Below are 25,568 nucleotides of genomic sequence, written 5' to 3' on the forward strand. Positions count from 1 at the left end.
GCACGAGGATTCTCGCCGGGCGGCCGCGCTCCCCGCTCGCCGGGTGGCTGGAATGGGATGTCGCCGTGACCCCTCCGTACCCGGCGTGGCCGGGATTCCTCAACAGCCCTGTGGATAACCCGTGGTTGTCCACAGCCAACCTGTGGACAGATTGGCTCGGCCGTCCGCAGTGAAGGCCACCATGCCTGCGCCCACCCGTCTCCCTCCACCACCCAAACGGAGACGCTGACGCGCCGCTGTGTTCGTTCAACGCAGTGAAGGTGGCCTTCACTGCGTCAGGGTCAGGGTCGGGGTCAGGGCCGGGGTCGGGGCGCGGGGTCAGACCGCGAAGTGGGGTAGCTCCATGTCGCGCACCACGAGGTCGGCACGCACCGCACTCGGGGCGATCAGGTCCGCGTTGCGCTGGTCGGAGCCGAGCGCGCGCTGGCGAGCCTCCACAAGGGACCGTCCGTACTTGCGGTGCCGCGTCACCAGCCGCTCGATGCGCTCGTCCTCGTCCGGCTGCAGGTACCAGACGTCGTCGATCAGCGACCGCAGATCCGCCCACGGCTCCGTGTCGAGCAGCAGGTAGTTGCCCTCCGTGATCACCAGCCGCACGGACGGCGGCACCGGCACCGCGCACGCGATCGGCTCCTCGATCTCGCGGCGGAATTCCGGCGCGTAGACCAGCTCCTCGCCCCGCGCGAGCCTGCGGATCAGATGCACGTAGCCGTACGCGTCGAACGTGTCCGGGGCGCCCTTGCGGTCGGTGCGGCCGAGCCGGTTGAGCTCCACCTGCGCGAGGTGGAAGCCGTCCAGGCCCACCACGGTCGCGCGGTCGCCGAGCGCGTTGGCCAGCCGCCACGCGAGGGTCGTCTTGCCGGAGGCGGGGGCTCCCGCTATGCCCAGCACCGTGCGCCCGTCCCTCGCGGCGAGCGTCTGCGCCCTGTCCAGCAACTCCTCGAACGACGTCATCTCTCTCCCATCCTCGCCCTCACCGGGCCAAGCCAGCTTCTCGGTCCACTGTGGCGCACCCGCTCGGCCGCCACCTCGTTGGCGAACCCGATCAGTTCCGGGATCGGCAGCTCCCCGGCCCTTGCCACGAGCGCACCGTGCCATACGTCGCCCGCGCCGAGCGTGTCCTTCGCCTCGACCGACGGCACCGCCACCTCGCCCGACTCGCCGCCGCTTCGCCAGCGCACCGGGTCGGGACCCGCCGTGGTGATCACCGTCGGCACGTCGGCCAGCGCGCCATCCGGCGCGCGGAAGTCCGCCGAGCAGGCGACCACGTCGGCCAGCGGGAAGACGTCCGCGAACACGGGTTTCCAGCTGCCTGCGTCCACCACCACGGGCACCCCCTCCTCCCTGGCCCACCGAGCGGCGGCCAGGGCGAGCGCGGGGTGGTGGCCGTCCACCAGCACGGCGTCGGTCGAGGAGGTCGTGGGCAGTGGAACAGCGGCCAGCTTCTCGGGCAGCGCCGCCGCGTTGTGCGAGACCACGGTGCGCTCGCCGTCACGCTCCCGCACGGCCACCGCGCTCACGGCGGGCGGGTCCGGGTGCGTGGGCAGCGCGTCGAGCACGTCGACCCCGCACGCGGCGAGGTCGGTTCGGGCGAGTTCCGCGAGCGGATGGGCGCCGAGGACGGTCAGCAGCGTGGGCCGTCCGCCGAGTGCCGCGACCGTGACGGCGGCGTTGGTGGCGGGCCCGCCCGCCGCGGTCTCCACCGAGCGCGACTGGACCTTGTGACCCGGCTCCGGCAGCTCGTCGACGCGCTGGACGACGTCGACCGTGCACAGGCCCGCGAGGAGCACCCTCACGCTCGCCACCCTCCTCCGCTCCGAGGCACACCGCCGGACGCCTGCAACGTAGACAGACGTTATGCTCGCTCGCAACCGTTTGCGCAAACGCTTGCCGCGAGCCGCGAAGGACGAACCATGCCCCCGCAGCGATCGACCCGGCCCACTCAGCGCGACATCGCGGAGCTGGCCGGGGTCTCGATCACCACCGTCTCGCACGTCGTCAACGGCACCAGGGCCGTGGCCCCGGAGACCAGAGCAGCGGTGCTCGAGGCCATCGAGCAGACCGGCTACACGGGTGATGTCATCGCCCGCTCACTGGTCACCGGCGGCACGCGGTCGATCGGCGTCGCGATCTCGCTGCTCGCCAACCCCTACTTCGCGGTGCTCATGCAGACCATCGAGCGGGAAGCCGCCGCAGCAGGCTACACGGTGCTGCTCTCCGACACGCATGACACGGTCGACACCGAGCAGGCCGTCGTGCGTGCGCTGCGGTCGAGGCGCGTCGAGGGCCTGCTGCTCACCTCCGTGCCCGGCGACGGCTCCGTGATCAGCGAGCTCGTCTCGCTCGGCATCCCCACCGTGCTCGTCGACCGCCTCGCCACGAGAGGTGACGTGGACCAGGTCGGCGCGGAGAACATCCAGTCCACGTCCGCGCTCACCGAGCACCTCGCCTCGCTGGGCCACCGCCGGATCGGCTTCGTCGCGGGCACCCCCGGCCTCGCCACGAGCGAGGAACGGACGCTCGGCTACCGACTCGGCCTCGGCCGGGGCGGGCTCGCGTGGAACCCCGACCTCGTGGTGCCGGGGCACTCCGAACGCGCGGGCGGCGCGGACGCGTTCGCCGCACTGCTCGACCGGCCGGAGCCGCCGAGCGCGGTGGTGGTCGGCAACGACGCGATGATGGCCGGCGTGCTGCACGAAGCGCGGCGGCGGCAGCTGCACGTCGGCAAGGACGTCGCCGTGGTCGGCTTCGACGACACGGAATGGGCCGACCTCGTGGACCCGCCACTGACCACCATGGCGCAGCCCATCGCCGACATCGGCCGCGAGGCCGTCCGGCTGCTGCTGTCGCGGATCAAGGACCCGGACCGCAGGCCGGAGACGTTGCGCCTCCCACCGGTCCTGCGGCACCGGGAGTCATGCGGTTGCCCCGCGATTCACCCGGACAGTTGATTCTGCGGCGACGCGCTGCGTAACCGGTTGCGCGTTAGCCCACTCGGGCTAGCGTCACCCGATCAGCTCCCTCCTCCTGGAGTAGCGCCATGAGCTCACCGTCGAGCGCACCGCCCCGCAGGCGCGCGCCCCTGTGCTACCGGTTCGGGGTCGCCCTCGCGCCGGACACCGGAGGCCGCGCCGAACTGGCCGCCGCGGTCGAGTCGGCGGTCCTGGCCGAGGGTTGCGCGGTGACCTTCGCCGAGACCACCGGCAGCGTCACCTCCGAGGCCGCCGCGGCCCGCACCCTGCGCGCCCAGGGAGTCGACGGTGTGTTGCTGGCCCCGGCGAGCGGGGACGACACCGTGGTGACCGAGCTGGTGCGGATCGGCTTGCCGACCGTGCTCGTCGACCGCCTCGCCCCGCGGGACGATGTCGACCAGGTCGGCACGGAGAACATCGAGTCCACGTCCGAGCTCACCGAGCACCTGGCCGCGCGGGGGTACCGCCGGATCGGGCTCCTCGCAGGACCGCCCGGTGACGGCGACGCCGACGAGCGGTCGCTCGGTTACCGGCTCGGCCTCGGCCGCGCCGGCCTGCGCTGGGACGCCGCGCTCGTCGTGCGCGGGGGCTCGCCATCGGCGGCCGGGGTGCTGCTGGCCGAAAGGCCGTCAGCGGTCGTCGTCGCCGGGGAAGGCATGCTCGGGGCTGTGCAGGCCGAGGCGCGCGACCGCGGGCTGCGCATCGGCGCGGAGCTGGGCCTGGTCTGCCACGGTGACACGGGCCGCGCCCGCGAAGCCGACCCGCCCGTTTCCGCGCTGGCCCCACCGTTCGGCGACATCGCGCACACGGCTGTGCGGCTGCTGCTGTCGCGTATCGCCGACCCTGCGCGGCGGCCGAGGACCGTGCGGCTCACGCCGTCCTTCGCGCACCGGTCCTCCTGTGGCTGCCCTGCTCAGGGATCCAGCACGGCGGCGGCCTCCAGCAGCAGCCAAGCGCCGAGCTGAACCGAGAGATCGCGCGCGGCCCCCCGCGGCGGCAGCTCCACAGGATCCGTCCACTCCGGACCGAACAGCGGGCCGTGCTCGGCCGGGGCCGCGCCACGCCAGCACGCTGACGCCGAGTCGAGCACCAGCTCGGCGGCCACGTCGGCGGCCGGCCCCTTCGGCAGCCTTTTCGCCGCGGAAGCCAGATAGCGAGCCAGGATCCCCGCGAACAACCCGCCGTCGCCACCGCCCTGGCCGCGGAGCACGCCGCCCGGCGCCAGATGGGCGGCCACCGCGCGCACCGTCCGTTCGGCCGCGTCCACTTCGGACAACTCGAGGCAGGCACCGAGGAAGACGCCCTGGCAGTAGGTGAAGATCTCCTCCACGCACTCGCCGGTGTCGGCGCGTACGCCGTCGTTGACCAGCCCGGTGTCCGGATCGACGAGCCGGTTCTCCAGCCACGAGAACAGTTTCCGCGCCTTGTCCGTCTCTCCCGCCCTCGCGAAGGCGATCGCGGCAGGTCCGTTCGTCGGCGCGTTCTTGAAGGAATCTCCGCTGCGCCAACGGATGCCACCACCGGCGTCGACGGACCAGCCCGCCCACACCGCGTCGAGCAGGATCCGCACGGGCTCGTGCTCACCGATCCGCTGCAAGGCCAGCGCGAGCCAGGCCATGTCGTCGTAGTAGTCCTTGGTCCACCTGCCGCGGTTGCGCAGCCGGATGGAGCGCACCAGCCGCGCGATCGTCACCTCCCGCTCCGGGTCGGGTGCGCGCAGTCGCGCGTCGGCGAGGCAGTCGAGCAGGTGCGCGTTCCACCAGTAGTGCCAGGGCCGGTGCAGGCGGTGCCGGGTGGTCGGCGGCCAGGCGGGCAGGCCGAGCGCGGTACCGGGCAGCCCCCACACGCGCGCGAGATGCCGGGCGCACACGGCGCTTTCGGCCTCGGCGGCGCACTCGCTCCACGGCATGTGCCCATCCTTGCGCCGTCCTCGACATACCGCAGCGCGTGTAGAACCATGAGCAAATGGCAACGGCGCATGTCACTTGTCCGCTCTGCGAGGCGACCTGCGGCCTGGAGGTGACCTTCGACGGCGCGGACGTGACCTCGGTGCGCGGCGACGCCGAGGACGTCTTCTCCCGCGGCTACATCTGCCCGAAGGGCGCCTCGCTGGGCGCCCTGCACAGTGACCCCGACCGGCTGCGGGCGCCGCTGGTGAAGCGGAACGGCTCGTTCACCGAGGTCTCGTGGGCGGAGGCGTTCGCCGAGATCGACGCGCGCCTTCCCGCGGTGGCGGCGGAGCACGGCCGCGACTCCGTGGCCGTCTACGTGGGCAACCCCGCGGCGCACAACCTCGCCGTCGCACTCTACGGCCGCGCGTTCTTCAAGGCGCTCGGCACCAAGAACTTCTACACGGCCGGCAGCGTCGATCAGCTGCCCAAGCACTACTCCTCCGGCTACCTCTTCGGCGGCGGCTTCACCATCCCCGTTCCCGACCTCGACCGCACCGGGCACCTGCTGATGCTCGGCGCGAACCCGTTGGTGTCCAACGGAAGCCTGATGACCGCAGCGGACGTGCGGGGCAGGTTGCGCGCCGTCCGGGAGCGCGGCGGCAAGGTCGTGGTGGTGGATCCACGCCGCACCCGCACGGCCGAGGCCGCCGACGAGCACCACGCGATCCGGCCCGGCACCGACGCGCTGCTGCTCTTCGCACTGGTCCACACCCTGTTCGCCGAGGACCTGGTGCGCCTCGGCAGGCTCACCGACCACGTCAACGGTGTCGCCGAGGTGCGCACCCTCGCCGAACCGTTCACCCCCGAGGCCGTGGCCCCGGTGACGGGCGTTGCGGCAGCCGAGATCCGCCGGATGGCGAGGGAACTGGCCGCCGCCGAACGCGCCGTGGTCTACGGCCGGATCGGCACCACGACGCAGACGTTCGGCACGCTTACCAGCTGGCTCGTGGACGTGCTGAACGTGCTGACCGGCAACCTCGACGCCGAGGGCGGTGCGATGTTCCCGTTCGCGGCGGCGGGCCAACGGAGCGGCAGCGGCGCGCGGCGCCCGTTCGCGGCGGGCCGCTGGCGGACTCGTGTGCGCGGGCTGCCCGAGGTGTTCGGCGAGGTCCCCGTCGCCGCGCTGGCCGAGGAGATCGAGACTCCGGGAGAGGGTCAGGTCCGCGCTCTCGTGACCATCGCGGGCAACCCGTGCCTGAGCACGCCCAACGCGGGCAGGCTCGCGAACGCGTTGCCACAGCTGGAGTTCATGCTCTCGCTCGACATCTATCTCAACGAGACCACGCGGCACGCCGACGTGATCCTGCCCGGGCCGACACCGCTGGAGCGGGCGCACTACGACATCGCGCTGTACCAGCTCGCCGTGCGCAACGTCGCCAACTGGACCCCCGCCGCACTGCCCTCACCCATGCCGCAGGAGTGGGAGACGTTGCTGCGCCTCACGGGAATCGTGACGGGTCAGGGCCCGGACGCCGACGTCGCCGCGCTCGACGCGTTCGTCGCCGCCGAGGTGGCCCGCCGCTGCGGGCTCGACGTCGCCGTCGCGGGCGAGCGCACGGGACCCGAGCGGATCATGGACCTGATGCTGCGCGCCGGCCCGTACGACCTGACCCTCGCCGATCTCGAAGCGGCGCCGCACGGTGTGGACCTCGGCCCGCTGCGACCCCGGATCCCGGAGGTGCTCAGCACGCCGAGCGGCCGGATCGAGCTGGCTCCGGAGGCGATCACGGCCGACGTGCCGAGGCTCGCCAAGGAGCTGGGGCGGTCGCCGAACGGGCGGCTCGTGCTCATCGGCAGGCGGCAGCTGCGCTCCAACAACTCCTGGATGCACAACCTCGAACCGTTGGTGCGCGGCAAGAACCTGTGCACCGTGCAGGTGCATCCCGACGACGCGGGCAGGCTCGGCCTTCACGACGGCGGCCAGGCGAAGGTCACCGCCCGCACGGGCACGATCGAGGTGGAGGTGGAGGTCACCGACGAGATCCGGCCGGGCGTGGTGAGCATCCCCCACGGCTGGGGTCACGACGTCGACGGCGTGCGCACCACAGTGGCGAAGGCGCACCCGGGCGCGAACTCCAACGTGCTCGCCGACGAGCTGTCGGTCGACGCGCTCTCGGGAACCGCCGTGCTGAACGGCATCCCGGTCGAGGTCGCGCCCGCCTAGCGAGGGGTCGACAGGAGCGGCTGCCGGGGTGACAATCCCGGGATGGACCGGCAGGCCCGGGTGGAGCTGAGCACGGCGGCGGTGCCCGCCGAGGAGGCGTTCGCCTACTGGCGGGAGCTGATCTGCGAGACGTTCGTCCAGCTCAACGCCGCTCCCGTCACCCAGGGTGCGTTCGCGGGGCGCATCGAGCACGTGCCGGTCGGCCGCCTGGAACTGTCCACTGTGGTCGCCGCGGGGCAGGTGGTGCGGCGCACGCGGAGCCTGATCGCCCGCAGTGGTGACGAGTACCTGCTGGCGAGCATTCAGCTGCAGGGTCGCGGGCTGGTCGAGCAGGACGAGCGGCGAGCCGAGCTGCGGGCGGGTGACATGGCGTTCTACGACAGCACGCGGCCCTACACACTGCACTTCGACGAGCGGTTCCGCCAGCTCGTCGTCCAGGTGCCCAAACGGGACCTCGCGGTGCGGGACACCCACAGGCTGACCGCCCGCACCCTCGGCCGGGGCGGGCCTGGACAGGTCGTCCCAGCGTTCTTCACCTCGCTGGCCGACGCGGCGAAGGCGAACCCGCACACCACGGCCCCGTTGCTGCCGCACGCGCTCGGCTTGCTGTCGGCGGCGGCCTCCTTCGCGGCGCGGGACGAACCGGCACCCGACCCGGTGCAGGCATTGGTGCGGGAACAGGCGTTGGCGTTCATCCGGCGAAACCTCGGTGATCCGGGGCTCGATGTCGACCTCGTCGCCGGGGCCTGCCGGGTCTCCCGGCGCACCCTGTACCGCGTCTTCACCCCTGACGGTGGCATCGCCACCCAGATCCGGCGCATCCGGCTCGACCGGGCCAGGGCGATGCTGCTCGAGCACCCGGACCGGCCGGTCGCGGCCATCGCCGCGCTGTGCGGGTACGACAGCGAGTCCGGCTTCCACCGCGCGTTCCGCGCCGAGTTCGGGATGACGCCCCGCGAGTGCCGGGACGGCACGCGCGGTCAGTGACAGCGGCACGCGCGGTCAGTCCGGCGGAAGCGCGAACGCCGCATGATGCCCTCCAACTGATCCCACTCGGTTCGAGGAGACGTCATGGAAAGCGTGGTGCGGGTCGCGGCGGTGCAGGCCGAGCCGGTGTGGCTGGACCTGGCCGGAAGCGTCGAGAAGGCGGTCGCGCTCATCGGTGAGGCCGCGAGGGGCGGAGCGAAGCTGGTGTCGTTCGGCGAGACGTTCGTCCCCGGCTACCCATGGTGGATCTGGCTCGACTCCCCCGCGGCGGGCATGGCGTTCGTGCCGAGGTACGCCGCCAACTCGATGACCCGCGACGGCGCCGAGATGCGGCGGATCCGCCAGGCCGCGGCGGAACACGGCGTGCACGTGGTGCTCGGCTTCAGCGAGCGGGCAGGCGGCAGCCTGTACATGGCGCAGGCGTTCATCGCGGACACCGGGGAGCTGATCTCGGTGCGCCGCAAGCTCAAGCCGACCCACGTCGAGCGCTCGGTATTCGGCGAGGGTGACGGCAGCGACCTGCAGGTGCACGACACCGCGCTCGGAAAGCTCGGCGGGCTGAACTGCTGGGAGCACTTCCAGCCGCTGACCAAGTACGCGATGTACAGCCTTGGCGAGGAGATCCACGTGGCGTCGTGGCCGAGTTTCTCGGTGTACCGCGGCGCGGCGACCGCGCTGGGGCCGGAGGTCAACACGGCGGCCAGCCTGACGTACGCGGTCGAGGGACAGGCGTTCGTCCTCGCGGCGTGTTCGGTGGTCGGCGAGGCGGCGCACGAGGTGTTCTGCGACACCGAGGCCAAGCGGCAGTTGCTGCGGCTCGGTGGTGGCTTCGCCCGGATCTTCGGCCCCGAGGGCACCCCGCTGGCCGAGCCGCTCGCGGAGACCGAGGAGGGCATCCTGTACGCCGACCTCGACCCCGCGCTGATCGCGATCGCGAAGTCCGCGGCGGACCCGGTGGGCCACTACTCCCGCCCGGACGTGTTCCGCCTGCTGGTCAACCGCAACCCCGCGCCGCGCACCGTGGAGGCTCCCTCGGACCCGGCGGTGACGGTCCTGCCTCACCCTGCCGAGGAACTGGCCGACCTCGGCGTGGACTGACCGGCCCAGCTCGGCGTCCACGTTCCCGGCCTGCGCCGCGCTGTGCCGAGGTGGGAGCGCGGGGTGCGGGTTGCCGGGACCTCGGCGCCGGTGTGGTTGTTCGCTTTTCCGTCCGGCATCCGCTTGGCTGACGGGCGTGGCGGGCGGATCACTGGGCAGGCGGTTCGGCTTCCTGTGGGCCGCCTACGCGGTGAGCACGTTCGGCACGAGGTTCGCCTTCGACGCGTTCCCGATGATCGCCGTGCTCGTGCTGGGCGCGGGGCCGTTGGAGGTGTCGCTGCTCGCGGCGGCGGGCCTTGCCGCCGGTGCGGTGTTCGCGGTGCCGCTCGGGCCGGTCGTGGAGTTCCGTCGCAAAAGGTCGGTGCTGGTGGTGACGGACCTGATCCGGTTCGCCGCGCTGTCGAGCGTCGCGGGAGCGTTCGCGTTCGGTGTGCTGACGTTCGCGCAGCTGATGGTGGTCTCGGTGGTGGTCGCCTCGGCCGACATCGCGTTCCGGGCGGCGAGCGGCGCCTACCTGAAGACCCTCCTGCCATCGGAGCACCTGCTCGTCGCGAACGGGCGGTTCGAGGCGACGACGTGGACGGCGACCGCGCTCGGCCCTCCGCTCGGTGGCGCCTCACTCGGGCTGTTCGGCCCGATCACCACCGTGGTCGTCGACGCGGTCACCTACCTGCTCTCCGCAGCGGGGATCAGTGCGATCGGCGGGCGGGAGCCTCGCCCCGGGCGCCCGGTGTCGCGGCCGGGCGCGGGCGAGGTTCTCGAGGGGTGGCGGCACATCTTTCGCCACCCCGTGCTTCGCCCGCTGTTCTGCAACACGGTGCTCTTCAACGGCCTGCTGCTGGCGACCTCACCGCTGCTGGCGGTGCTCATGCTGGGAGAGCTGGGTTTCCCGCCGTGGCAGTACGCCCTCGCGCTCGCGGGGCCCTGCCTCGGCGGGCTCGTCGGCTCGTGGCTGGCCCCGCCCCTGGTCGCGCGGTTCGGGCGGCGCCCCGTCCTACTCGCCGCGGGGACGCTTCGCGTGTGCTGGCCCATCGGCCTCGCCTTCGCAGGCCCAGGGCTCGGAGGACTCGTGCTCGTGCTGACGCTCCAGCTCGTGATGATCACGTGCATCGGCGTGTTCAACCCGGTGTTCGCCACCTTCCGGCTCGACCACACCCCGGCGGATCGCGTGGCCCGCACGCTGTCCGCTTGGACGATCACGAGCAACGCCACCGTCGCCGCGCTGACCGCGCTCTGGGGTCTGCTGGCCGCGGCGACGAGCGTCCGCGCCGCCATCGCGATCGCCGGCGCCCTACTGCTGGCGACGCCGCTGCTGCTGCCGCGGCGCGCTACCACGCCTTCGACAGATCGGCGTGCTGCCGTATCCACGCGTGCATGACGATCCCGGCGGCGACGCCCGCGTTGATCGAGCGCGTGGTGCCGAACTGCGCGATGGACACCACGAGGTCGGCGGCCTCCTGCGCCTCCGGCGAGAGGCCCGGTCCCTCCTGGCCGAACAGCAGCACGCACTCGCGCGGCAGCTCGGCCGTCTCGACGGGCCGCGCCCCTGGGGTGTTGTCCACGGCCACGATCGCGAGCCCGTGCTCGGCGGCGAACGCGGCCAGCTCGCCGACGCCCACGTGGTGGTGCAGGTGCTGGTAGCGGTCGGTCACCATCGCGCCACGCCGGTTCCACCGCCGCTTGCCCACGATGTGCACGGCGGCGGCCGCGAACGCGTTGGCGGTGCGCACGACCGTGCCGATGTTGTGGTCGTGCTGGAAGTTCTCGATCGCGACATGGAAGGGGAACCGACGGGCGTCGACGTCGGCCACGATCGCCTCGCGCCGCCAGTACCGGTAGGGGTCGACGACGTTGCGCCGGTCACCGTGTTCGAGCAGGTCCGGGTCGTAGCGATCGTCGTCGGGCCACGGACCCTGCCACGGGCCGACGCCGACCTCGTGCCTTCCGACCCACTCGGTCGGCCCGGTCTCCTCGATCACGCCTCCATTGTCGCCCGGCTCAGCCCAGCCTCACCGGACGCCCCGGCACGCCGCTCGGCTGTTGCTGGCGGTGCCGCCACAGCACGTACGCGCCGACGTAGGACCCGATCACTAGCAGGAGCGCGAGGATGCCGACCACCGGCAGGATCTCGCGCGGCACGAGGGTGTCGTAGATGTAGTGCTCGTTGAAGCCGCCGGGCAGCGGGCCCAGCCCGCGCTGCTCACGCAGGTAGTCCTCGGCCACGGTCAGCGGGCAGGGCAGCGGCAGGGCGTTGACGGCCACACCCCACAGCGCGAAGAAGATGTGCACGAAGATCGACTTCGGCCAGATCCACGCGAGAAAACCGCCGAGTCCGATATAAACCAACGCCAGGAAATGGACTGCTGTCGTGAGACCGGTCAGCAACCCCAGCATCGCCCCACCTACCCCGGTTACAACCCCCTGATCACTGACAACGGTACTCCCAAATACCTCATCCGTCGTCTTCGAAATGATCTGTCGGAAATCGCGAACGGCCCGTTACGAAGCCGAGACTTCGTAACGGGCCGCCGCTCACTCAGCGCGCCGGGTAAGTGGCCTGGACCTCCACCTCGATCAGCCATCCCGGTACCGCGAGCCCGGCCACCTCCGTCGTCGCGCGGGCGGGCCGCGCCGGGTTGACGACGTACGGCCGCACAGGCGGGGTGGTGCCGATCGGCATCGGGATCGGCTTGCCGGTGTCGAGGTCAGCGTTGGCGAAGAAGTGCCGGTACGCCCGGTTCCAGCCCGCGTAGTCGGCGTCGCTCGCCCCCGGGAGGCGTTTGAGGTAGCACTTCATGGTGATCACGTCCTGCGGCCTCGCCTGCATCGCCGTGAGGTTGTCGACGATGCGCTTGAGGGTGTTCCACGCCTGCGCCTCGGTGATCGTGACCCCGGCGGGCAGTGTGCCGCCGGGGAACAGCGAGAGGTCGACGTACCGCTCCGGCGATCCCGCCTGCGCCGAAGGGTTCGCTGCGGCGGGGCCGAGGCCGCTGCTGGTGTAGACCGCGACCGCGCTGCCGACGGCGACACCGTTCGCGATCGACGGGTTGTTGCCGCTGGGCATGTTGAAGCGGACCTCGGTGGGCCTCGGGCCCTTGCCGAGGCGACCGCCTGCCGATGCCGTGCCCGCGCCCAGGCCGAACGCGACCGCCGTGCCGCCCGCGATGGCGCCGAGTGCGCGCCGGGAGAACCTGCTCATGTGGCTACCCTTCCGCCATGACGCGCTGGTGGATGTTGGTGACGGCGTGGCGGGCGGAGTCGAACGCGCCCGCCTGCCACGCGATGAAGTAGCTCAGCCAGTCGCCCGCGAAGTAGACGTGCCCGGCCGGTTCGTTGAGCAGCGCGTACTGCCCGCTCGTGCGAGAGGGCCAGCCGACCCAGGCGCCCTCGAGGAACGGCGTCCGCTGCCACGCGACGGAGAACGCCGACGCGAGTTCCGAGCGGTACTTCTCGCCGTGGATCTTCACGCCCTGCGCGAGGGCTCGCTCCGTTCGCGCCGAGGGGGCCAGGGCGCCGTAGGTGTTCGCGCTGCCGCCCGTGTTGTAGTAGCCGACCACGACCCCGCGTTTGCCGTGGAAACCCGCCGACGGGTACCAGATGTGCTGGAGGTCCATGTCGGTCTCGGTGATGCCGCCGTAGATCCGCTCGTCCGTCTCCCACCAGCGGCGCCGGTACTCCAGGCCGATCTTGCCCGCCGACGTGACGGTGGGGAAGCGCAGCGCAGCGGTGACGGCCGGGTCGAGGTTGGTGGGGATCTTCGCCATCAGGTGCGGTGGCAGCGTCGCGACGCAGTAGTCCGCGGTGACGAGCACCTCCTTGCCGCGCCGGTCGGTGTAGGTCACCTCGACGCCACGATCGGTGTCGGTGACCCCGGTGACGCGGGCGCCGAGCCGCACCTTGTCCCTGCCGACGGCGTCGTGGAGCGCCCTCGGAATCGCGTCCATGCCGCCCACCGGCTGCAACATGGTCATGGCCTGGTCGTAGCCGAACTCGAACGAGAAATACCTGCCCACCTGGCTGGCCAGTACGGCCGAGAGCGAGGGTGGCGGGCCGAGCACCGTGCCGGCCTGGTCGGCCGCGCCCGGCTCGACCGAGTAGCCGCGCCTGCTCGTACCGGTGTAGGCGTACCCGGTGGCCTTGTTGCCGATGGCGCCGAAGCCGGAGAGGAACGTCAGCAGGGCGTCCTTGTCGGAGGCGGTAAGGCTCGCGTCGAGCGAACCCTGGTCCACGGCCTTGGCCAGCAGCTCGGAGACGTAGCCGTACATGTCGGCCTTGGCGGTGCGGTACTGCTGCGGCGCGACACCGCTCCGCTCGTTGTAGATGAGCGCGTTGGCGTTGGCGTTGAGGAACACCTCCAGCGGGACGCCCAGTTCGCGGCAGTAGTCGAGGGTGATGTGCGACTGGGGCAGTCGCGCCGGTCCCGCGTTGAGGTAGACGTCCGGGTCCCGGCCGAACCGGGCCGTCTGGGTGTGCCCGTCGAGATCGGTCTCCGTGGTCCCCGCCCTGACAGTCCAATTGCGACCGCCGACACGGTCCTTGGCTTCGAGGATCGTGCACCGGTACCCGGCCTTGCCGAGCTCGTACGCGGCGGTGAGACCGGCGACGCCCGCGCCGAGCACCACCACCTTCTTGCCGCGTTTGCGGTCGTCGAGATCGCCGGTTCGGGGCGGGCGGAAGTCGGGGACGGCGAGCGCCTGGGGCGAGGCCATCAGGCCGAGCGCCCGCATCGACTCGAACATCACTCCGGCCCCGCCCGCGACGCCGATGGATCTGAGCAGGGTTCGACGTGTCACGTTGGATGCCATTCAAGCTCCCTTCGCCACGTGGCGAAGCAGAGCTTGATCGACGTGGTCACTCAGACGAGTGACGGCGTGATGTCGTTCTCGTTAGCAGACCTGAGCAGCGACTTTCGCCGGGGTAACCGGCCGTTGATCAGGCGAGGCCGAGGTCGTCGAGATCGAGCAGGTACCGGTACGGCAGGCCCTCCTTCTCGATGGCCTCCTTGGCACCGGTGCCGCGATCGACCACTGTGGCCACCCCGACCACCGTGGCACCCGCCTCGCCAAGCGCCTCCACCGCCGTGAGCACGCTGCCCCCGGTCGTGGAGGTGTCCTCGACCGCGAGCACGCGCTGGCCGGCCACCTCCAAGCCCTCGATGCGCCGCTGCATGCCGTGTTCCTTGACGGCCTTGCGCACCACGAACGCGTCGAGCACCATCCCGTCGGCCGCGGCCGAGTGCAGCATCGCGGTGGCGACGGGGTCGGCTCCGAGGGTGAGCCCGCCGACGGCCACGTAGTCCCAGTCGGCCGTGAGCCTGCGCAGCAGGCGGCCGATGAGCGGAGCGGCGGCGTGGTGCAGGGTCGCCCGGCGCAGGTCGACGTAGTAGTCGGCCTCCTTGCCGGAGGAAAGCGTCACCTTGCCGCGCACCACGCACAGTTCGGCGACCAGCCTGGCCAGTTCGATCTTCGCCGCTTCGTCAGTCGAGGGGTTCGCCACGACCCGCAGTTTTACACACGGGCTCCGCTCAGGTCCGGTCGCGACCCGCGAACCGGCCGCCGAGCCTGCGCACGAGACCGCGCGGCAGCATGCGTCCCACGGTGGCGATGACCTTGTACTGCGGGCTCGGGATCGAGATCACCTTGCCCTTGCGCAGATCGGTCAGCGCGTCGGAGACCACTCGGTCGGCACTCAGCCAGAACGCCTTCGGCCCGGTCTTCTCCAGGCCGGCGCGGTCGTGGAACTCGGTCTCGGTGAACCCCGGGCACAGGGCCAGCACGCGTACCCCGGAGCCGTGCAGCGCCGAGGCGAGCCCGTCGGAGAACGACGTCACCCAGCTCTTGCTCGCGGTGTAGGTGGAGCCCCTGCCGGAGAAGAACCCGGCGACGCTGGAGACGTTGATCACGTCACCGGCGCCGCGCTCCAGCATCGCGGGCAGCGCGGCCCTCGTCAGCCGCAGCACGGCGGTGACGTTGACGTCGAGCTGGTGCTGCAGCTCGTCGGCCGAGGCTGTCCAGAACTCGCCGGCCAGGCCGAGCCCCGCGTTGTTCACGAGCAGGTCGACGGGCTGCTCGCGCAGGCGCTGCTCCACAGCCTCGCGGCCCTCGGCGGTGGCGAGGTCGGCCGGCAGGACGTCCGCGGTGATGCCGTACGCGGAGGCGAGCTCCTTCGCCCTGGCGCGCAGCTTCGGTTCGTTGCGGGCGACGAGCACGAGGTCGTAGCGTTCGGCGGCGAGCCTGCGGGCGAACGCGGCGCCGATACCGACCGTAGCGCCAGTGATCAAAGCGGTAGGCATGGGAACAACCTAGCGTCGCGAAGCGACTCCGTTCAGGTGGCGGCGGAAGCGGGGCCGGCCTTGACGCACCGCCCCGCTTGGGTCACGGAGAGCACAGGAAGTATCTTCGGAACGCCATTAGGGGTACACACTCACCCAGACGAGGATGAGCTCCAGATGGAGGACGGCGCCATCGACTACCTGTCGTTCGTCCGAGGCTTCCTCGCGGCGACCGACCCCGAGACATCCGACGGCGACGAACCGACCGTGCCGCCGGCGAACGGTCACGCCTTCGACCCCGATTCGTTCGCGGAGGGTTACGCCGTCGCGCGGACCCGCGAGTTCCCGGTGACCTACCGCGAACTGTCGGTGCGGGACGACGGCCGGTTCACCGGCACGCTCGACCTCGGCGAGGCGTCAGGCTTCCCCGCCGACGAGCGCCCGCACCTCTCGGGGACGCTCGACCTCTAGAAGCCCTGCTGACGCGCCCGCTCCTCGGTGGTCGTGGTGGGCTGGGCCGCGGAGGGCGGAGGTGCCGCCTGCTCCTGCTGCGCCTGGGCGAGGTCGTCATCGAAGGGGTCGACGATGTCGGCGATCTCGCCGAGATCGCGGAGCAGCCGCTCCAGACGGGACGGGCCGACGTTGGGGGCCACGCTCGCGAGCACCCACTCGTTCTCCAGCCACGCGACGCCGACGTCGCCGCCCAGCGCGTCGGCGGCGTCCACCAGCTCCTGCGTGATCATCGCGCGGGCGGTGTTCACCTCGTCGGCGAACGCGTAGCGCTGGCCCACCGGCCCGAGCAGCTCCGGCATCTCCGCGCGCTGGAACGGCACGCTCGCGAGCCACAGCTCCAGCAGCACCGGGTGGATCCGGTTGCAGCGCACGGCGACGATCACGGCGGGGATCAGGCTGTCGGCTTCGATGTCGAAGACGAACACCGGGCGCCTGCCGTCGGAGGTGAACGTGGAGCCCGCGACGACGTTGACCGCCGCCTCGGCCCCGAAGTACCCGATGGCGCCGCCCGCCCACTGCTGCGGGAGGCGTTCGTCCTCCTCGACGTACTGCCAGCCGCGCAGCTCGGCCCAGCGCGCGCGCTCGCGATTGCGCGAGCTCTCCCTGGCCTTGTCGGCGGTGAGCAGTGCGAGCCCGGCCACCGCGGCGACGGCCGCGATGACGAACCAGATCCACGCTGGAATACCCACGGCGACCAGGGTATCCCTCACGGCCCGCCGACCAAGATCAGCGGGCCGTGTCGCGGGTACCCGTTTGGTTACTGGACCGGTTGCCCGGCTCGGGTGACAACCAGGGAGCCGTTGCCGGAGTCCAGCTCCGGCACGTCGACGTTCACGGTGTCGCCGTCCCGGATGTCGCCGGCCAGCAGCTTGCGGGCCAGCTCGTCGCCGATCGCCGACTGCACGAGCCGCCGCAGCGGCCGGGCGCCGTAAATCGGGTCGTAGCCGTTGAGCGCCAGCCACTCGCGGGCCGCCGGCGACACCTCGAGCGTGAGCCTGCGCTGCGAGAGCCGCTGCGCCAGCCGCCCCACCTGGATGTCCACAATGGAGGCCAGCTGCTCGGTGTCGAGCGCGTGGAACACCACGATGTCGTCGAGCCGGTTCAGGAACTCCGGCTTGAAGTGCCGCTGCACCACCGAGAGCACGGCGTCGGTGCGCTGCCGCTCGTCCAGCGCGGCGGCGTCACTGGCGATCTCGTGCGAGCCGAGGTTCGACGTGAGCACCAGGATCGTGTTGCGGAAGTCGACCGTGCGGCCCTGGCCGTCGGTCAGCCTGCCGTCGTCGAGCACCTGCAGCAGCACGTCGAACACGTCGGGGTGGGCCTTCTCCACCTCGTCGAGCAGCACCACCGAGTACGGCCGCCTGCGCACCGACTCGGTGAGCTGGCCGCCCTGGTCGTAGCCCACATAGCCGGGCGGGGCGCCGACCAGCCGCGCGACGCTGTGCTTCTCGCTGTACTCGCTCATGTCGATGCGCAGCATCGCCCGCTCGTCGTCGAAGAGGAACTCGGCGAGCGCCTTCGCCAGCTCCGTCTTGCCGACCCCGGTGGGGCCGAGGAACAGGAACGAGCCCGTCGGCCGGTCGGGATCGGCGACGCCGGCCCTTGCCCTGCGCACCGCGTCGGAGACCACCTTCACGGCCTCCGACTGGCCGACGACGCGGCTGGTCAGCTCCTGCTCCATACGCAGCAGCTTGCCGGTCTCACCCTCGAGCAGGCGGCCCGCCGGGATTCCGGTCCACGCGCTCACCACGTCGGCCACGTCGTCGGCGCCGACCTCCTCCTTGAGCATCACGTCGGCCTTCGCCTCGGTGACCTCGGTGGCCTCGTCGAGCTCCTTCTCCAGCGCGGGGATGCGGCCGTAGCGCAGTTCGGCGGCGCGCCCGAGGTCGGCGTCGCGCTCGGCGCGGTCGGCCTCGCCACGCAACTGCTCCAGCTGCTCCTTGAGCTCGCGGACCTTCTCGATCGAGCCCTTCTCGTTCTGCCAGCGGGCGGTCAGCGCGGACAGCTCCTCGCGCTTCTCGGCCAGCTCGGCGCGCAGTGCGGTCAGGCGCTCGCGGGAGGCGGCGTCGTCCTCCTTCTCCAGCGCCATCTCCTCGATCTCCATGCGGCGCACGGCGCGCTCCACCTCGTCGATCTCGACGGGCCGGGAGTCGATCTCCATGCGCAGCCGCGACGCGGCCTCGTCGACGAGGTCGATGGCCTTGTCGGGCAGGAATCGCGCGGTGATGTAGCGGTCGGACAGCGTCGCGGCCGCAACCAGCGCCGCGTCGGTGATGCGCACACCGTGATGCACCTCGTAGCGCTCCTTGAGGCCACGCAGGATGCCGACGGCGTCCTCAACCGACGGCTCGCCGACGAGTACCTGCTGGAAGCGGCGCTCCAGCGCGGCGTCCTTCTCGATGTGCTTGCGGTACTCGTCGAGCGTGGTGGCGCCGACCATCCGCAGCTCGCCGCGCGCGAGCATCGGCTTGATCATGTTGCCCGCGTCCATGGCTCCACCTTCGCCGGTGCCGCCCGCGCCGACGATGGTGTGCAGCTCGTCGATGAACGTGACGACCTGGCCGTTGGACTCCTTGATCTCCTTGAGCACGGCCTTGAGCCGCTCCTCGAACTCGCCGCGGTACTTCGACCCGGCGACCATCGAGCCGAGGTCGAGCGACACGACGCGCTTGCCGCGCAACGACTCCGGCACGTCACCCGCGACGATGCGCTGGGCGAGGCCCTCGACGATGGCGGTCTTGCCGACGCCGGGCTCACCGATCAGCACCGGGTTGTTCTTGGTGCGGCGCGAGAGCACCTGCACAACGCGGCGGATCTCGGTGTCGCGGCCGATCACCGGGTCCAGTTCGCCCGCGCGCGCCGCGGCGGTGAGGTCGAGGCCGTACTTCTCGAGCGCCTGGTACGTGCCCTCTGGGTCCGGGTTGGTCACGCGGGCGGAGCCGCGGACCTTGGTGAACGCCTCGCGCAGCGCGTCCGGCGTCGCGCCGTGCCGCTTGAGCAGCCCGGCGACGGGACCTCCCTCGGCCGCGAGGCCGACGAGGACGTGCTCGGTGGAGACGTACTCGTCCCCGAGCTCGGTGGCGAGCTTCTGCGCGTGTGTCAGAGACTTGACGGCGTGGCCGTCGAACTGCGGCGTCGACACCGTCGCGCCGGTCGCGGACGGCAGGCCGGCGATGATCGGCTCCAGCTCCTTGTGCACCACGTCCGCGTCGGCCCCGACCGCGGTGAGCAGCGGCCCGGACAAGCCGTCACCCTGGGACAGCAGGGCACCGAGCAGGTGCGCGGGCGAGATCTCCGGGTTGCCCGCCATCGTGGCTGCCTGCGCCGCGGACGAGATCGCCTGCTGAGTCTTCGTGGTCGGGTTGAAAGAGTCCATCCCTCACCTCTGGTCGAAAGCTCCCTGGACCCAGCCTCTCGCAGAGGCCGTCGATATGCACAACGTCAGGAAAGTTGAGCGTGTTCCACTCAACCCATGGAATTTCGCAAAGTAACGACTACTGCGGACAGCTTGCGATCGCCCACCTGATGGGATGAACTACCGGACCATGTCAGTCATCACACCCGGGCCACTGGCCACGAGCTCACCGCCCGACATCGATGTCCTCGCCGCCGAGGGAGGCACCCTCGCCTCGATCGAGGAGTGGATCAACGACATATTCACGCCCATCTCGGATGGCCTGTCCAGTTTCGTGTTCGCCGAGCTCACGATCGGCAGCATCTCGTTCCCGTGGATCGTGGCCTGGCTCGTCCTGGCCGCCACGGTCTTCACGATCTACTTCGGCTTCGTGCAGTTCCGCAAGTTCAAGCTCGCGACAGAGATCGTCAGGGGCAAGTACACGCGGAAGGACGAGCCCGGCGAGATCAACCACTTCCAGGCGCTGAGCTCCGCCGTGTCGGGCACGGTCGGCCTCGGCAACATCGCCGGTGTCGGCGTGGCCGTCACCATCGGTGGCGCGGGCGCCACCTTCTGGATGATCCTCGCCGGACTGCTCGGCATGTGCACCAAGTTCGTCGAGTGCACGCTTGGTGTGAAGTACCGCGAGACGCACGAGGACGGCACCGTCTCCGGCGGCCCCATGCACTACCTGCGCAAGGGGCTGGCGGACCGGTTCCGTAACGGCTTCGGCAGGACGCTGGGCAAGGTGCTGGCCGTGCTCGCGGCGATCATGCTGCTGTTCTTCGCGCTGGCCGGCGGCAACATGTTCCAGGCGAACCAGACCTTCGCTCAGCTCCGCGACGTCACGGGCGGCGACGACGGCTTCCTCGGCAGTGACGGCGCCGCGTTCGTCTTCGGTGTCGTCCTCGCCGTGGTGGTCGGTGCGGTGATCATCGGTGGCATCAAGTCGATCGGCGCCGTGACCAGCCGCCTCGTCCCTTCCATGGCGATCATCTACATCGCCGCGTGCCTCATCGTGATCCTGGTGAACATCACCGACGTGCCGGGCGCGATCGGCGAGATCGTCACGGGTGCGTTCGCCCCGGAGAGCGTGGCCGGTGGAGCGATCGGCGCGCTGATCGTCGGCTTCCAGCGGGCCGCCTTCTCGAACGAGGCGGGTCTGGGCTCCGCGCCCATCGCGCACTCGGCGGTGAAGACGAAGAACCCCATCACCGAGGGATACGTCGCGCTGCTGGAGCCGTTCATCGACACGGTGATCGTCTGCACCATGACGGCGCTGACCATCGTGATCGCCAAGACTCAGTTCTGGGAGGACGCCAAGGCCACCGTGTTCGCGGGCGGGGAAACCCCGGACGGCGTCACCGTCACCTCGGAGTCGTTCGCGACGGTGCTGCCCTGGTTCCCCTACGTCCTGACCGTCGCCGTGGCACTCTTCGCCCTGTCGACGATGATCACCTGGGGCTACTACGGGCAGAAGGCCTGGACGTTCCTGTTCGGCAAGACCCAGGTCAGCGAGCGCGTCTACCAGGTGATCTTCTGCCTGTTCATCGTGGCGGGCTGCGTGCTGACGCTGGGCAGTGTGCTCAGCTTCGCCGACGCCGTGCTGTTCCTGCTCGCCCTGTTCAACATCATCGGCCTGTACCTGCTGGTGCCGGTGGTCAAGCGAGAGGTGAAGGACTTCACGGACAAGCTTCGCTCCGGCGAGGTGAAGAAGATCGAGAAGGTGCGCAGCTGATTCGCTGAGCACCACCGGCCGACGGCCCGCTACCCGGTCTCGTTCCGGGTGGCGGGCCGTTCCTGGTTCCGCGCTTGCGCGGAGACCATGGCGCGCAGGTCGTCGTTCACGGCCCGCAGCCTGTGGGCGAGGTCCTCGAGCTCCGACTCGTCCCACCCGGCGAGCGCGTTGCGGACGAAGTCGACATGCAGCCGCCGCCAGCGCTCCAGGTGGCGCTGTCCCTTCTCCGAGACCTTGACCAGCGTGACCCTGCCGTCCTCCGGCGATGGCCTGCGCTCGACGAGGTCGAACGACGCGAGCTGGCCGATCTGCCTGCTGACCACCGAGATGTCGACCATCCGGAGCTTCGCCAGCTCGGAGAGGCGCAGTTCGCCCTGCCGGTCGATCTCCGAGAGGAGCATGACGGCCGCTGGGTGCGGGCCGTCGCCGGTCTGCCAGAGCTGCATGACCCACGCCTGGTGCAACTGAGACGACGTGCGGATCTGCCGCATGAGATCGACGCAGACCTCGTCCGAGGGGTTCATGGGCCTCACCCGATCACAGTAAGTTACTTGCTCTATGCAAATTCTACTCGACCGGCAGCGACTCGAAACGGGATATCAGGTGAAATGGGGCACTAAGCGGACTGTAGTGCCACCCATCCGGAGCAACCGCAGGGGGACAACTCGCACAGTGACTACCGCCCAACTGCACGGGAACCTAATGTTGGGTGGTCGCATCCTCAGAAAGGTGGATTATTCATGGAGTCTCGGCACTGGACGTGGGTCACTGACCTGCTGGAGCAGCCGCAGCATCCACCATCACCCGTTCGTGAATAATCGCGACCACCTTTTTCATTACTGTGCGTATCAATCACCCCGCTCGACGCGGACCAACTGGGGCAGACGAATGACAGCCGACGCGATCAGTCCAATACCGCGGGTGGCACCGGCCAGAGTTCCGCCACCCGCGGTGACCGCCATGGTCGAACTGATCCGGGACACCTGGCGCCAGGCCGAGCCCTACACCCCCGAGATCTCGCAGTTCTTCTACGGCATGCTCTTCACGCTCGCCCCCGCGACGCGTGACTTCTTCCCGATCAACATGGAGGCGCAGCGCGGCAGGCTCGTGCGCGCGCTGGTGCACATCGTGCAGATGGTCGACCGCCCCGACGACCTCGCGCCGTTCCTGCGCCAGCTCGGCCGCGACCACCGCAAGTTCGGCGTCATCCCCACTCACTACGAGGCCGTGGGCACCGCGCTGCTCGCCTCGCTCAAGCGCCACCTCGGTGAGGCGTGGACGCCGCAGGTCGAGCGCGCGTGGGCGGAGGCCTACACGATCATCGCCCGGTCCATGCAGGACGCGGCGGCGGCCAGCGACCACCCGCCGTCCTGGATCGGCACGGTCGCGGAGCACCGCAGACTCAGCTGGGACCTCGCGCTGATCCGGGTCGAGCCCGAGCAGCACGTGCCGTACCAGGCCGGCCAGTACCTGAGCATCGAGGTGCCACAGCGGCCCCGGCTCTGGCGCTACCTCTCACCGGCCAACGCGCCGCGCCCCGACGGCTCGCTGGAGTTCCACGTCCGCGCGGTCGAGGGCGGATGGGTGTCCCGCGCGATCGTCAGCCACACGCAGAGCGGCGACACCTGGCGCATCGGGCCGCCGATGGGCAGACTCGGCGTCAACCGCGAGTCCGGCCGGGACGTGCTGATGATCGCGGGCGGCACCGGCCTCGCCCCGCTGCGAGCCGTGCTGGACGACCTCGCCCAGTGGGGCACCAACCCGAAGGTCACGGTGTTCTACGGCGGCGCCACCCACGAGGACCTCTACGACCTCGAACAGCTGCGGGCGATGGCGTCCACCAACCCGTGGCTGACCGTGTGCCCCGTGGTGGAGCGTGCGGAGGGCCTGCCCGGTTTCGAGCACGGCACCCTCGCCGACGCCGTGACCAGGCACGGGGCCTGGCCGAACCACGACGTGCTCGTGTCCGGCTCGCCCGCGATGATCAGGGCCACCGTGTCGCGGATGCTCGTCGCGGGCACGGCACTCGACCAGATCCGCTACGACCCGTTCACCATCGACTGATGGAGACGTCGATCCCGGTCGCCGACGGCACCGTCAAGGGCTACCTCGCCCTGCCGCAACGCGAGATCTCCGGGCCGCCGCCGTGGCCGGGTGTCGTCGTGGTGCACGACGCGCTGGGACTCGGCCGCGACACATGCCGCATCGCCGACCGCTTCGCCACCGCGGGCTTCGTCGCGCTCGCGCCCGACCTGTACTCGCGCGGCGGCCTCCGCTGCGTCAAGTCGGTGTTCTCAGCGCTCATGGCCGCCAAGGGGCAGGCGTTCGACGACCTCGACGCGGCCAGGCGCACGCTGGCCGGCCGCGAGGACTGCACGGGCGATGTCGGCATCGTCGGCTTCTGCATGGGCGGCGGCTTCGCGCTCGCCGCCGCGAGCAGCGGCTTCGGCGCCGCGGCGCCGTACTACGGCCAGCTGCCGAAGGACCTCTCGGTGCTCGACGGCGCGTGCCCGATCGTGGCGAGCTTCGGCAGGAAGGACCCGTCGCTCAGGGGCAAGGCGGCGGTGCTCGAGGCCGAGCTGACCGCACGCGACATCCCGCACGACGTCAAGGAGTACCCGGCCGCCGGGCACAGCTTCGCCAACCAGCTCCCGCTCGGCCCGCTCAACCTGCTCGCCAAGGTCACCGGCTTCGGCTACCACCACGAGTCGAGCGAGGACGCCTGGCGGCGCGTCCTGGCCTTCTTCGCCGAGCACCTGAGGCGACCGGTCACCGGCGGGCGTTGAGCCGGGCGGCCTGTCGCGTCAGGTAGTCGCGTTCGGCCAGGTTGGGCGCCTTCTGTGCCGCCTCGGCGTAGAGCCGTGCCGCCGTCACCGGATCGCCGTCGCGCTCGTGGAGGTACGCCGCCACCGCCGCATGCCGGGGCAGCGAGTCGTCCAGTTCCGCGAGCGCCGCCAGCCCCGCCCGCGGCCCGTCGGCCTCGCCGACGGCCACCGCCCGGTTGAGCCGGACGACCGGGCTGTCGGTGAGACGCACGAGCTCGTCGTACCACTCGACGATCTGCACCCAGTCGGTCTCCTCGGCGGTCTGCGCGTCCGCGTGGAGCGCAGCGATAGCGGCCTGCGCCTGGAACTCGCCCAGCCGGTCACGTGCCAGCGCCGCCTGCAGGATCTCGACGCCCTCGGCGATCAACTTCGTGTCCCACCGGCTTCGGTCCTGCTCGGCGAGCGGCACCAGGCTGCCGTCGGGCGCAGTACGGGTGCCGCGTCGGGCGTGGTGGAGCAGCATGAGGGCGAGCAGCCCCGCCACTTCGGGATGGTCGATCCCGGCAGCGAGCTGCCGGGTGAGCCGGATGGCCTCGGCGGCCAGGTCGACGTCGCCGGAGTAGCCCTCGTTGAAGACCAGGTAGAGGACGCGAAGCACGGTCGCGACATCGCCGGGCTGGTCGAACCGCACACCGTTGACGGTGCGCTTGGCCCGGCTGATGCGCTGCGCCATGGTCGCCTCGGGCACGAGGTACGCCTGGGCGATCTGGCGGGTGGTGAGCCCGCCGACGGCCCGCAGCGTCAACGCGACCGCGGACGACGGCGTCAGCGAAGGGTGGGCGCACAGGAAGTAGAGCTGGAGCGTGTCGTCCACCGAGCGCGCCGGCCCCGGAGCCGGTTCCTCGTCGACGAGGTCCTCGCGCCTGCGGCGGGCCGTGTCCGACCTGGTCGCGTCGAGGAACTTGCGCCAGGCCACGGTGACCAGCCAGCCCTTGGGGTCACGGGGATGGTCGGCAGGCCAGACTCGGAGCGCCTCCACCAACGCGTCCTGCACGGCGTCCTCGGCCGCCGCGAAGTCGGCTCCGCGGCGGACGAGGATCCCGAGCACATTCGGTGTGAGGCTCCTGAGCAGGGCCTCGTCCATCTCTGACGTCACTCCGTGACGGTCGGCGGCTCGGTCAGGAACGGGCGCAGCTCGAGCCACTCGTGGATCGGCTTGCCGCCCGCGCCGGGTGCGGCCGACAGCTCCCCGGCCAGCTCGACGGCGCGCTCGTAGCTGTCGACGTCGATCACCATCCAGCCTGCGATGAGGTCCTTGGTCTCGGCGAACGGGCCGTCGGTGACCGGCGGGCGCCCCTCGCCGTCGTACCGGACCCACGCCCCCTCGGGCGCGAGAGCCTGGCCATCCACGAACTCACCGGTCTCCTCGAGCCGGGCCGCGAAGTCGCTCATGTACTGCATGTGCGCCGAGATCTCCTCCGGCGTCCACTTGTCCATGGGCACGTCGTTGACGGCGGCCGGAGCGCCGCGGTAGTGCTTCAGCAGCAGGTACTTCGCCATGATGTCTCTCCTCGGTGCTGGTGACCCATTCTGGTCACGTTCACCCCGAGGACGGAGCCGTTTGCGGCTTCTCGACACGAACCCGCGAACTTTTTCGAACCAACCGCAGTGAAGGCCACCTTCACTGCAGATCGATGGGTGGGTGGCGAATGGG

The 25,568-nt window shown here is 70.8% G+C and carries 24 protein-coding genes; 10 read left to right on the forward strand and 14 right to left on the reverse strand.

The features are described from left to right. Positions 1-318: 318 nt before the first annotated feature. Both FCN18_RS00720 and FCN18_RS00725 read right to left on the reverse strand, forming a co-directional pair. Complete coding sequence (locus FCN18_RS00720) at positions 319-954, reverse strand: nucleoside/nucleotide kinase family protein (protein ID WP_112265522.1); 636 nt, start codon at positions 952-954, stop codon at positions 319-321. Then, positions 951-1,796: a PfkB family carbohydrate kinase gene (locus FCN18_RS00725; RefSeq protein WP_137092768.1), complete on the reverse strand. Its 846-nt coding sequence runs from the start codon at positions 1,794-1,796 to the stop codon at positions 951-953. The genes FCN18_RS00720 and FCN18_RS00725 overlap by 4 nt, the downstream gene beginning before the upstream one ends. 117 nt (positions 1,797-1,913) lie before the next feature. On the opposite strand from FCN18_RS00725, the gene FCN18_RS00730 reads away from it, so the two are divergent. Further along, positions 1,914-2,951, forward strand: a complete 1,038-nt coding sequence (locus tag FCN18_RS00730; protein ID WP_112265526.1) for a LacI family DNA-binding transcriptional regulator — start codon at positions 1,914-1,916, stop codon at positions 2,949-2,951. Positions 2,952-3,040: 89 nt separating this feature from the next. Then, the gene (locus FCN18_RS00735; protein ID WP_137092769.1) at positions 3,041-3,937 is read left to right on the forward strand and encodes a LacI family DNA-binding transcriptional regulator; all 897 of its coding nucleotides are present in this window, start codon (positions 3,041-3,043) and stop codon (positions 3,935-3,937) included. Here FCN18_RS00735 and FCN18_RS00740 read toward each other — a convergent pair. Then, positions 3,886-4,881: a glycoside hydrolase family 76 protein gene (locus FCN18_RS00740; RefSeq protein ID WP_137092772.1), complete on the reverse strand. Its 996-nt coding sequence runs from the start codon at positions 4,879-4,881 to the stop codon at positions 3,886-3,888. The two genes, FCN18_RS00735 and FCN18_RS00740, sit on opposite strands and share 52 nt — an antisense overlap. A gap of 56 nt (positions 4,882-4,937) precedes the next feature. On the opposite strand from FCN18_RS00740, the gene FCN18_RS00745 reads away from it, so the two are divergent. The 4 genes from FCN18_RS00745 (at position 4,938) to FCN18_RS00760 (ending at position 10,551) form a co-directional block, all read left to right on the forward strand. Beyond that, positions 4,938-7,088 (forward strand): molybdopterin-dependent oxidoreductase, encoded by a 2,151-nt coding sequence (locus FCN18_RS00745; protein WP_137092774.1) that lies wholly within the window; start codon positions 4,938-4,940, stop codon positions 7,086-7,088. 42 nt (positions 7,089-7,130) lie between these two features. Next, a complete protein-coding gene (locus tag FCN18_RS00750) occupies positions 7,131-8,075 on the forward strand; it encodes an AraC-like ligand-binding domain-containing protein (protein WP_137092776.1) in 945 nt (314 codons plus the stop codon). Positions 8,076-8,159: 84 nt separating this feature from the next. After that, positions 8,160-9,173: a carbon-nitrogen hydrolase family protein gene (locus FCN18_RS00755; protein WP_112265536.1), complete on the forward strand. Its 1,014-nt coding sequence runs from the start codon at positions 8,160-8,162 to the stop codon at positions 9,171-9,173. Between the two features lie 136 nt (positions 9,174-9,309). Beyond that, positions 9,310-10,551: an MFS transporter gene (locus FCN18_RS00760; protein WP_113644508.1), complete on the forward strand. Its 1,242-nt coding sequence runs from the start codon at positions 9,310-9,312 to the stop codon at positions 10,549-10,551. Here the strand turns inward: FCN18_RS00760 and FCN18_RS00765 are convergent. The 6 genes from FCN18_RS00765 to FCN18_RS00790 form a co-directional block, all read right to left on the reverse strand. Beyond that, positions 10,502-11,152: a TrmH family RNA methyltransferase gene (locus FCN18_RS00765; protein WP_112265540.1), complete on the reverse strand. Its 651-nt coding sequence runs from the start codon at positions 11,150-11,152 to the stop codon at positions 10,502-10,504. The genes FCN18_RS00760 and FCN18_RS00765 overlap by 50 nt on opposite strands. Before the next feature lie 19 nt (positions 11,153-11,171). Beyond that, complete coding sequence (locus tag FCN18_RS00770) at positions 11,172-11,567, reverse strand: DUF2784 domain-containing protein (protein ID WP_112265541.1); 396 nt, start codon at positions 11,565-11,567, stop codon at positions 11,172-11,174. A gap of 142 nt (positions 11,568-11,709) precedes the next feature. Continuing rightward, positions 11,710-12,372 (reverse strand): Rid family hydrolase, encoded by a 663-nt coding sequence (locus FCN18_RS00775; RefSeq protein WP_137092778.1) that lies wholly within the window; start codon positions 12,370-12,372, stop codon positions 11,710-11,712. A gap of 4 nt (positions 12,373-12,376) precedes the next feature. After that, positions 12,377-13,978: a flavin monoamine oxidase family protein gene (locus FCN18_RS00780; protein WP_112265545.1), complete on the reverse strand. Its 1,602-nt coding sequence runs from the start codon at positions 13,976-13,978 to the stop codon at positions 12,377-12,379. A 127-nt stretch (positions 13,979-14,105) separates the two neighbouring features. Further along, positions 14,106-14,669, reverse strand: coding sequence for an orotate phosphoribosyltransferase (gene pyrE, locus FCN18_RS00785; protein ID WP_206077779.1), 564 nt, complete (start codon positions 14,667-14,669; stop codon positions 14,106-14,108). Positions 14,670-14,697: 28 nt separating this feature from the next. Continuing rightward, the gene (locus FCN18_RS00790; RefSeq protein WP_112265549.1) at positions 14,698-15,465 is read right to left on the reverse strand and encodes an SDR family NAD(P)-dependent oxidoreductase; all 768 of its coding nucleotides are present in this window, start codon (positions 15,463-15,465) and stop codon (positions 14,698-14,700) included. Between the two features lie 156 nt (positions 15,466-15,621). Between FCN18_RS00790 and FCN18_RS00795 the strand changes: the two genes are divergently transcribed. Next, on the forward strand, positions 15,622-15,915 hold the full coding sequence (locus FCN18_RS00795; protein WP_137092781.1) for a hypothetical protein: 294 nt from the start codon (positions 15,622-15,624) through the stop codon (positions 15,913-15,915). Here the strand turns inward: FCN18_RS00795 and FCN18_RS00800 are convergent. Then, positions 15,912-16,646: a type III secretion system chaperone family protein gene (locus FCN18_RS00800; RefSeq protein ID WP_228713542.1), complete on the reverse strand. Its 735-nt coding sequence runs from the start codon at positions 16,644-16,646 to the stop codon at positions 15,912-15,914. The genes FCN18_RS00795 and FCN18_RS00800 overlap by 4 nt on opposite strands. Before the next feature lie 68 nt (positions 16,647-16,714). Continuing rightward, positions 16,715-19,333, reverse strand: coding sequence for an ATP-dependent chaperone ClpB (clpB, locus tag FCN18_RS00805; protein ID WP_112265553.1), 2,619 nt, complete (start codon positions 19,331-19,333; stop codon positions 16,715-16,717). A gap of 169 nt (positions 19,334-19,502) precedes the next feature. Between clpB and FCN18_RS00810 the strand changes: the two genes are divergently transcribed. Then, positions 19,503-21,089: an alanine/glycine:cation symporter family protein gene (locus FCN18_RS00810; protein ID WP_112266693.1), complete on the forward strand. Its 1,587-nt coding sequence runs from the start codon at positions 19,503-19,505 to the stop codon at positions 21,087-21,089. A 29-nt stretch (positions 21,090-21,118) separates the two neighbouring features. Here FCN18_RS00810 and FCN18_RS00815 read toward each other — a convergent pair whose 3' ends face one another. Continuing rightward, entirely contained in the window at positions 21,119-21,613 is a 495-nt protein-coding gene (locus tag FCN18_RS00815; RefSeq protein ID WP_137092783.1) for a MarR family winged helix-turn-helix transcriptional regulator, read from the reverse strand. Between the two features lie 364 nt (positions 21,614-21,977). Here FCN18_RS00815 and FCN18_RS00820 point away from each other — a divergent pair, with 364 nt between their 5' ends. Further along, positions 21,978-23,153, forward strand: a complete 1,176-nt coding sequence (locus FCN18_RS00820) for a globin domain-containing protein (protein WP_199543375.1) — start codon at positions 21,978-21,980, stop codon at positions 23,151-23,153. Beyond that, positions 23,153-23,875, forward strand: a complete 723-nt coding sequence (locus tag FCN18_RS00825; protein WP_112265559.1) for a dienelactone hydrolase family protein — start codon at positions 23,153-23,155, stop codon at positions 23,873-23,875. The genes FCN18_RS00820 and FCN18_RS00825 overlap by 1 nt, the downstream gene beginning before the upstream one ends. Here FCN18_RS00825 and FCN18_RS00830 read toward each other — a convergent pair. After that, positions 23,859-24,998: an RNA polymerase sigma factor gene (locus FCN18_RS00830; RefSeq protein ID WP_112265561.1), complete on the reverse strand. Its 1,140-nt coding sequence runs from the start codon at positions 24,996-24,998 to the stop codon at positions 23,859-23,861. The genes FCN18_RS00825 and FCN18_RS00830 overlap by 17 nt on opposite strands. A gap of 8 nt (positions 24,999-25,006) precedes the next feature. Next, positions 25,007-25,414 carry a YciI family protein gene (locus FCN18_RS00835; protein ID WP_112265563.1) on the reverse strand — a complete coding sequence of 136 codons (408 nt, stop codon included), beginning with the start codon at positions 25,412-25,414 and terminating at the stop codon, positions 25,007-25,009. Positions 25,415-25,568: the final 154 nt, after the last annotated feature.

The organism is Prauserella endophytica, assembly GCF_005146945.1.
Taxonomy (GTDB): domain Bacteria; phylum Actinomycetota; class Actinomycetes; order Mycobacteriales; family Pseudonocardiaceae; genus Prauserella_A; species Prauserella_A endophytica.

Excerpts from the sequence above, each read along its gene's own strand:
- FCN18_RS00720 (WP_112265522.1), bottom strand. The coding sequence starts at position 954 with ATGACGTCGTTCGAGGAGTTGCTGGACAGGGCGCAGACGCTCGCCGCG.
- FCN18_RS00730 (WP_112265526.1), top strand. The coding sequence starts at position 1,914 with ATGCCCCCGCAGCGATCGACCCGGCCCACTCAGCGCGACATCGCGGAG.
- FCN18_RS00735 (WP_137092769.1), top strand. The coding sequence starts at position 3,041 with ATGAGCTCACCGTCGAGCGCACCGCCCCGCAGGCGCGCGCCCCTGTGC.
- FCN18_RS00740 (WP_137092772.1), bottom strand. The coding sequence starts at position 4,881 with ATGCCGTGGAGCGAGTGCGCCGCCGAGGCCGAAAGCGCCGTGTGCGCC.
- FCN18_RS00745 (WP_137092774.1), top strand. The coding sequence starts at position 4,938 with ATGGCAACGGCGCATGTCACTTGTCCGCTCTGCGAGGCGACCTGCGGC.
- FCN18_RS00750 (WP_137092776.1), top strand. The coding sequence starts at position 7,131 with ATGGACCGGCAGGCCCGGGTGGAGCTGAGCACGGCGGCGGTGCCCGCC.
- FCN18_RS00755 (WP_112265536.1), top strand. The coding sequence starts at position 8,160 with ATGGAAAGCGTGGTGCGGGTCGCGGCGGTGCAGGCCGAGCCGGTGTGG.
- FCN18_RS00770 (WP_112265541.1), bottom strand. The coding sequence starts at position 11,567 with ATGCTGGGGTTGCTGACCGGTCTCACGACAGCAGTCCATTTCCTGGCG.
- FCN18_RS00775 (WP_137092778.1), bottom strand. The coding sequence starts at position 12,372 with ATGAGCAGGTTCTCCCGGCGCGCACTCGGCGCCATCGCGGGCGGCACG.
- FCN18_RS00780 (WP_112265545.1), bottom strand. The coding sequence starts at position 13,978 with ATGGCATCCAACGTGACACGTCGAACCCTGCTCAGATCCATCGGCGTC.
- FCN18_RS00790 (WP_112265549.1), bottom strand. The coding sequence starts at position 15,465 with ATGCCTACCGCTTTGATCACTGGCGCTACGGTCGGTATCGGCGCCGCG.
- FCN18_RS00795 (WP_137092781.1), top strand. The coding sequence starts at position 15,622 with ATGGAGGACGGCGCCATCGACTACCTGTCGTTCGTCCGAGGCTTCCTC.
- clpB (WP_112265553.1), bottom strand. The coding sequence starts at position 19,333 with ATGGACTCTTTCAACCCGACCACGAAGACTCAGCAGGCGATCTCGTCC.
- FCN18_RS00810 (WP_112266693.1), top strand. The coding sequence starts at position 19,503 with ATGTCAGTCATCACACCCGGGCCACTGGCCACGAGCTCACCGCCCGAC.
- FCN18_RS00815 (WP_137092783.1), bottom strand. The coding sequence starts at position 21,613 with ATGAACCCCTCGGACGAGGTCTGCGTCGATCTCATGCGGCAGATCCGC.
- FCN18_RS00820 (WP_199543375.1), top strand. The coding sequence starts at position 21,978 with ATGACAGCCGACGCGATCAGTCCAATACCGCGGGTGGCACCGGCCAGA.
- FCN18_RS00825 (WP_112265559.1), top strand. The coding sequence starts at position 23,153 with ATGGAGACGTCGATCCCGGTCGCCGACGGCACCGTCAAGGGCTACCTC.
- FCN18_RS00830 (WP_112265561.1), bottom strand. The coding sequence starts at position 24,998 with ATGGACGAGGCCCTGCTCAGGAGCCTCACACCGAATGTGCTCGGGATC.
- FCN18_RS00835 (WP_112265563.1), bottom strand. The coding sequence starts at position 25,414 with ATGGCGAAGTACCTGCTGCTGAAGCACTACCGCGGCGCTCCGGCCGCC.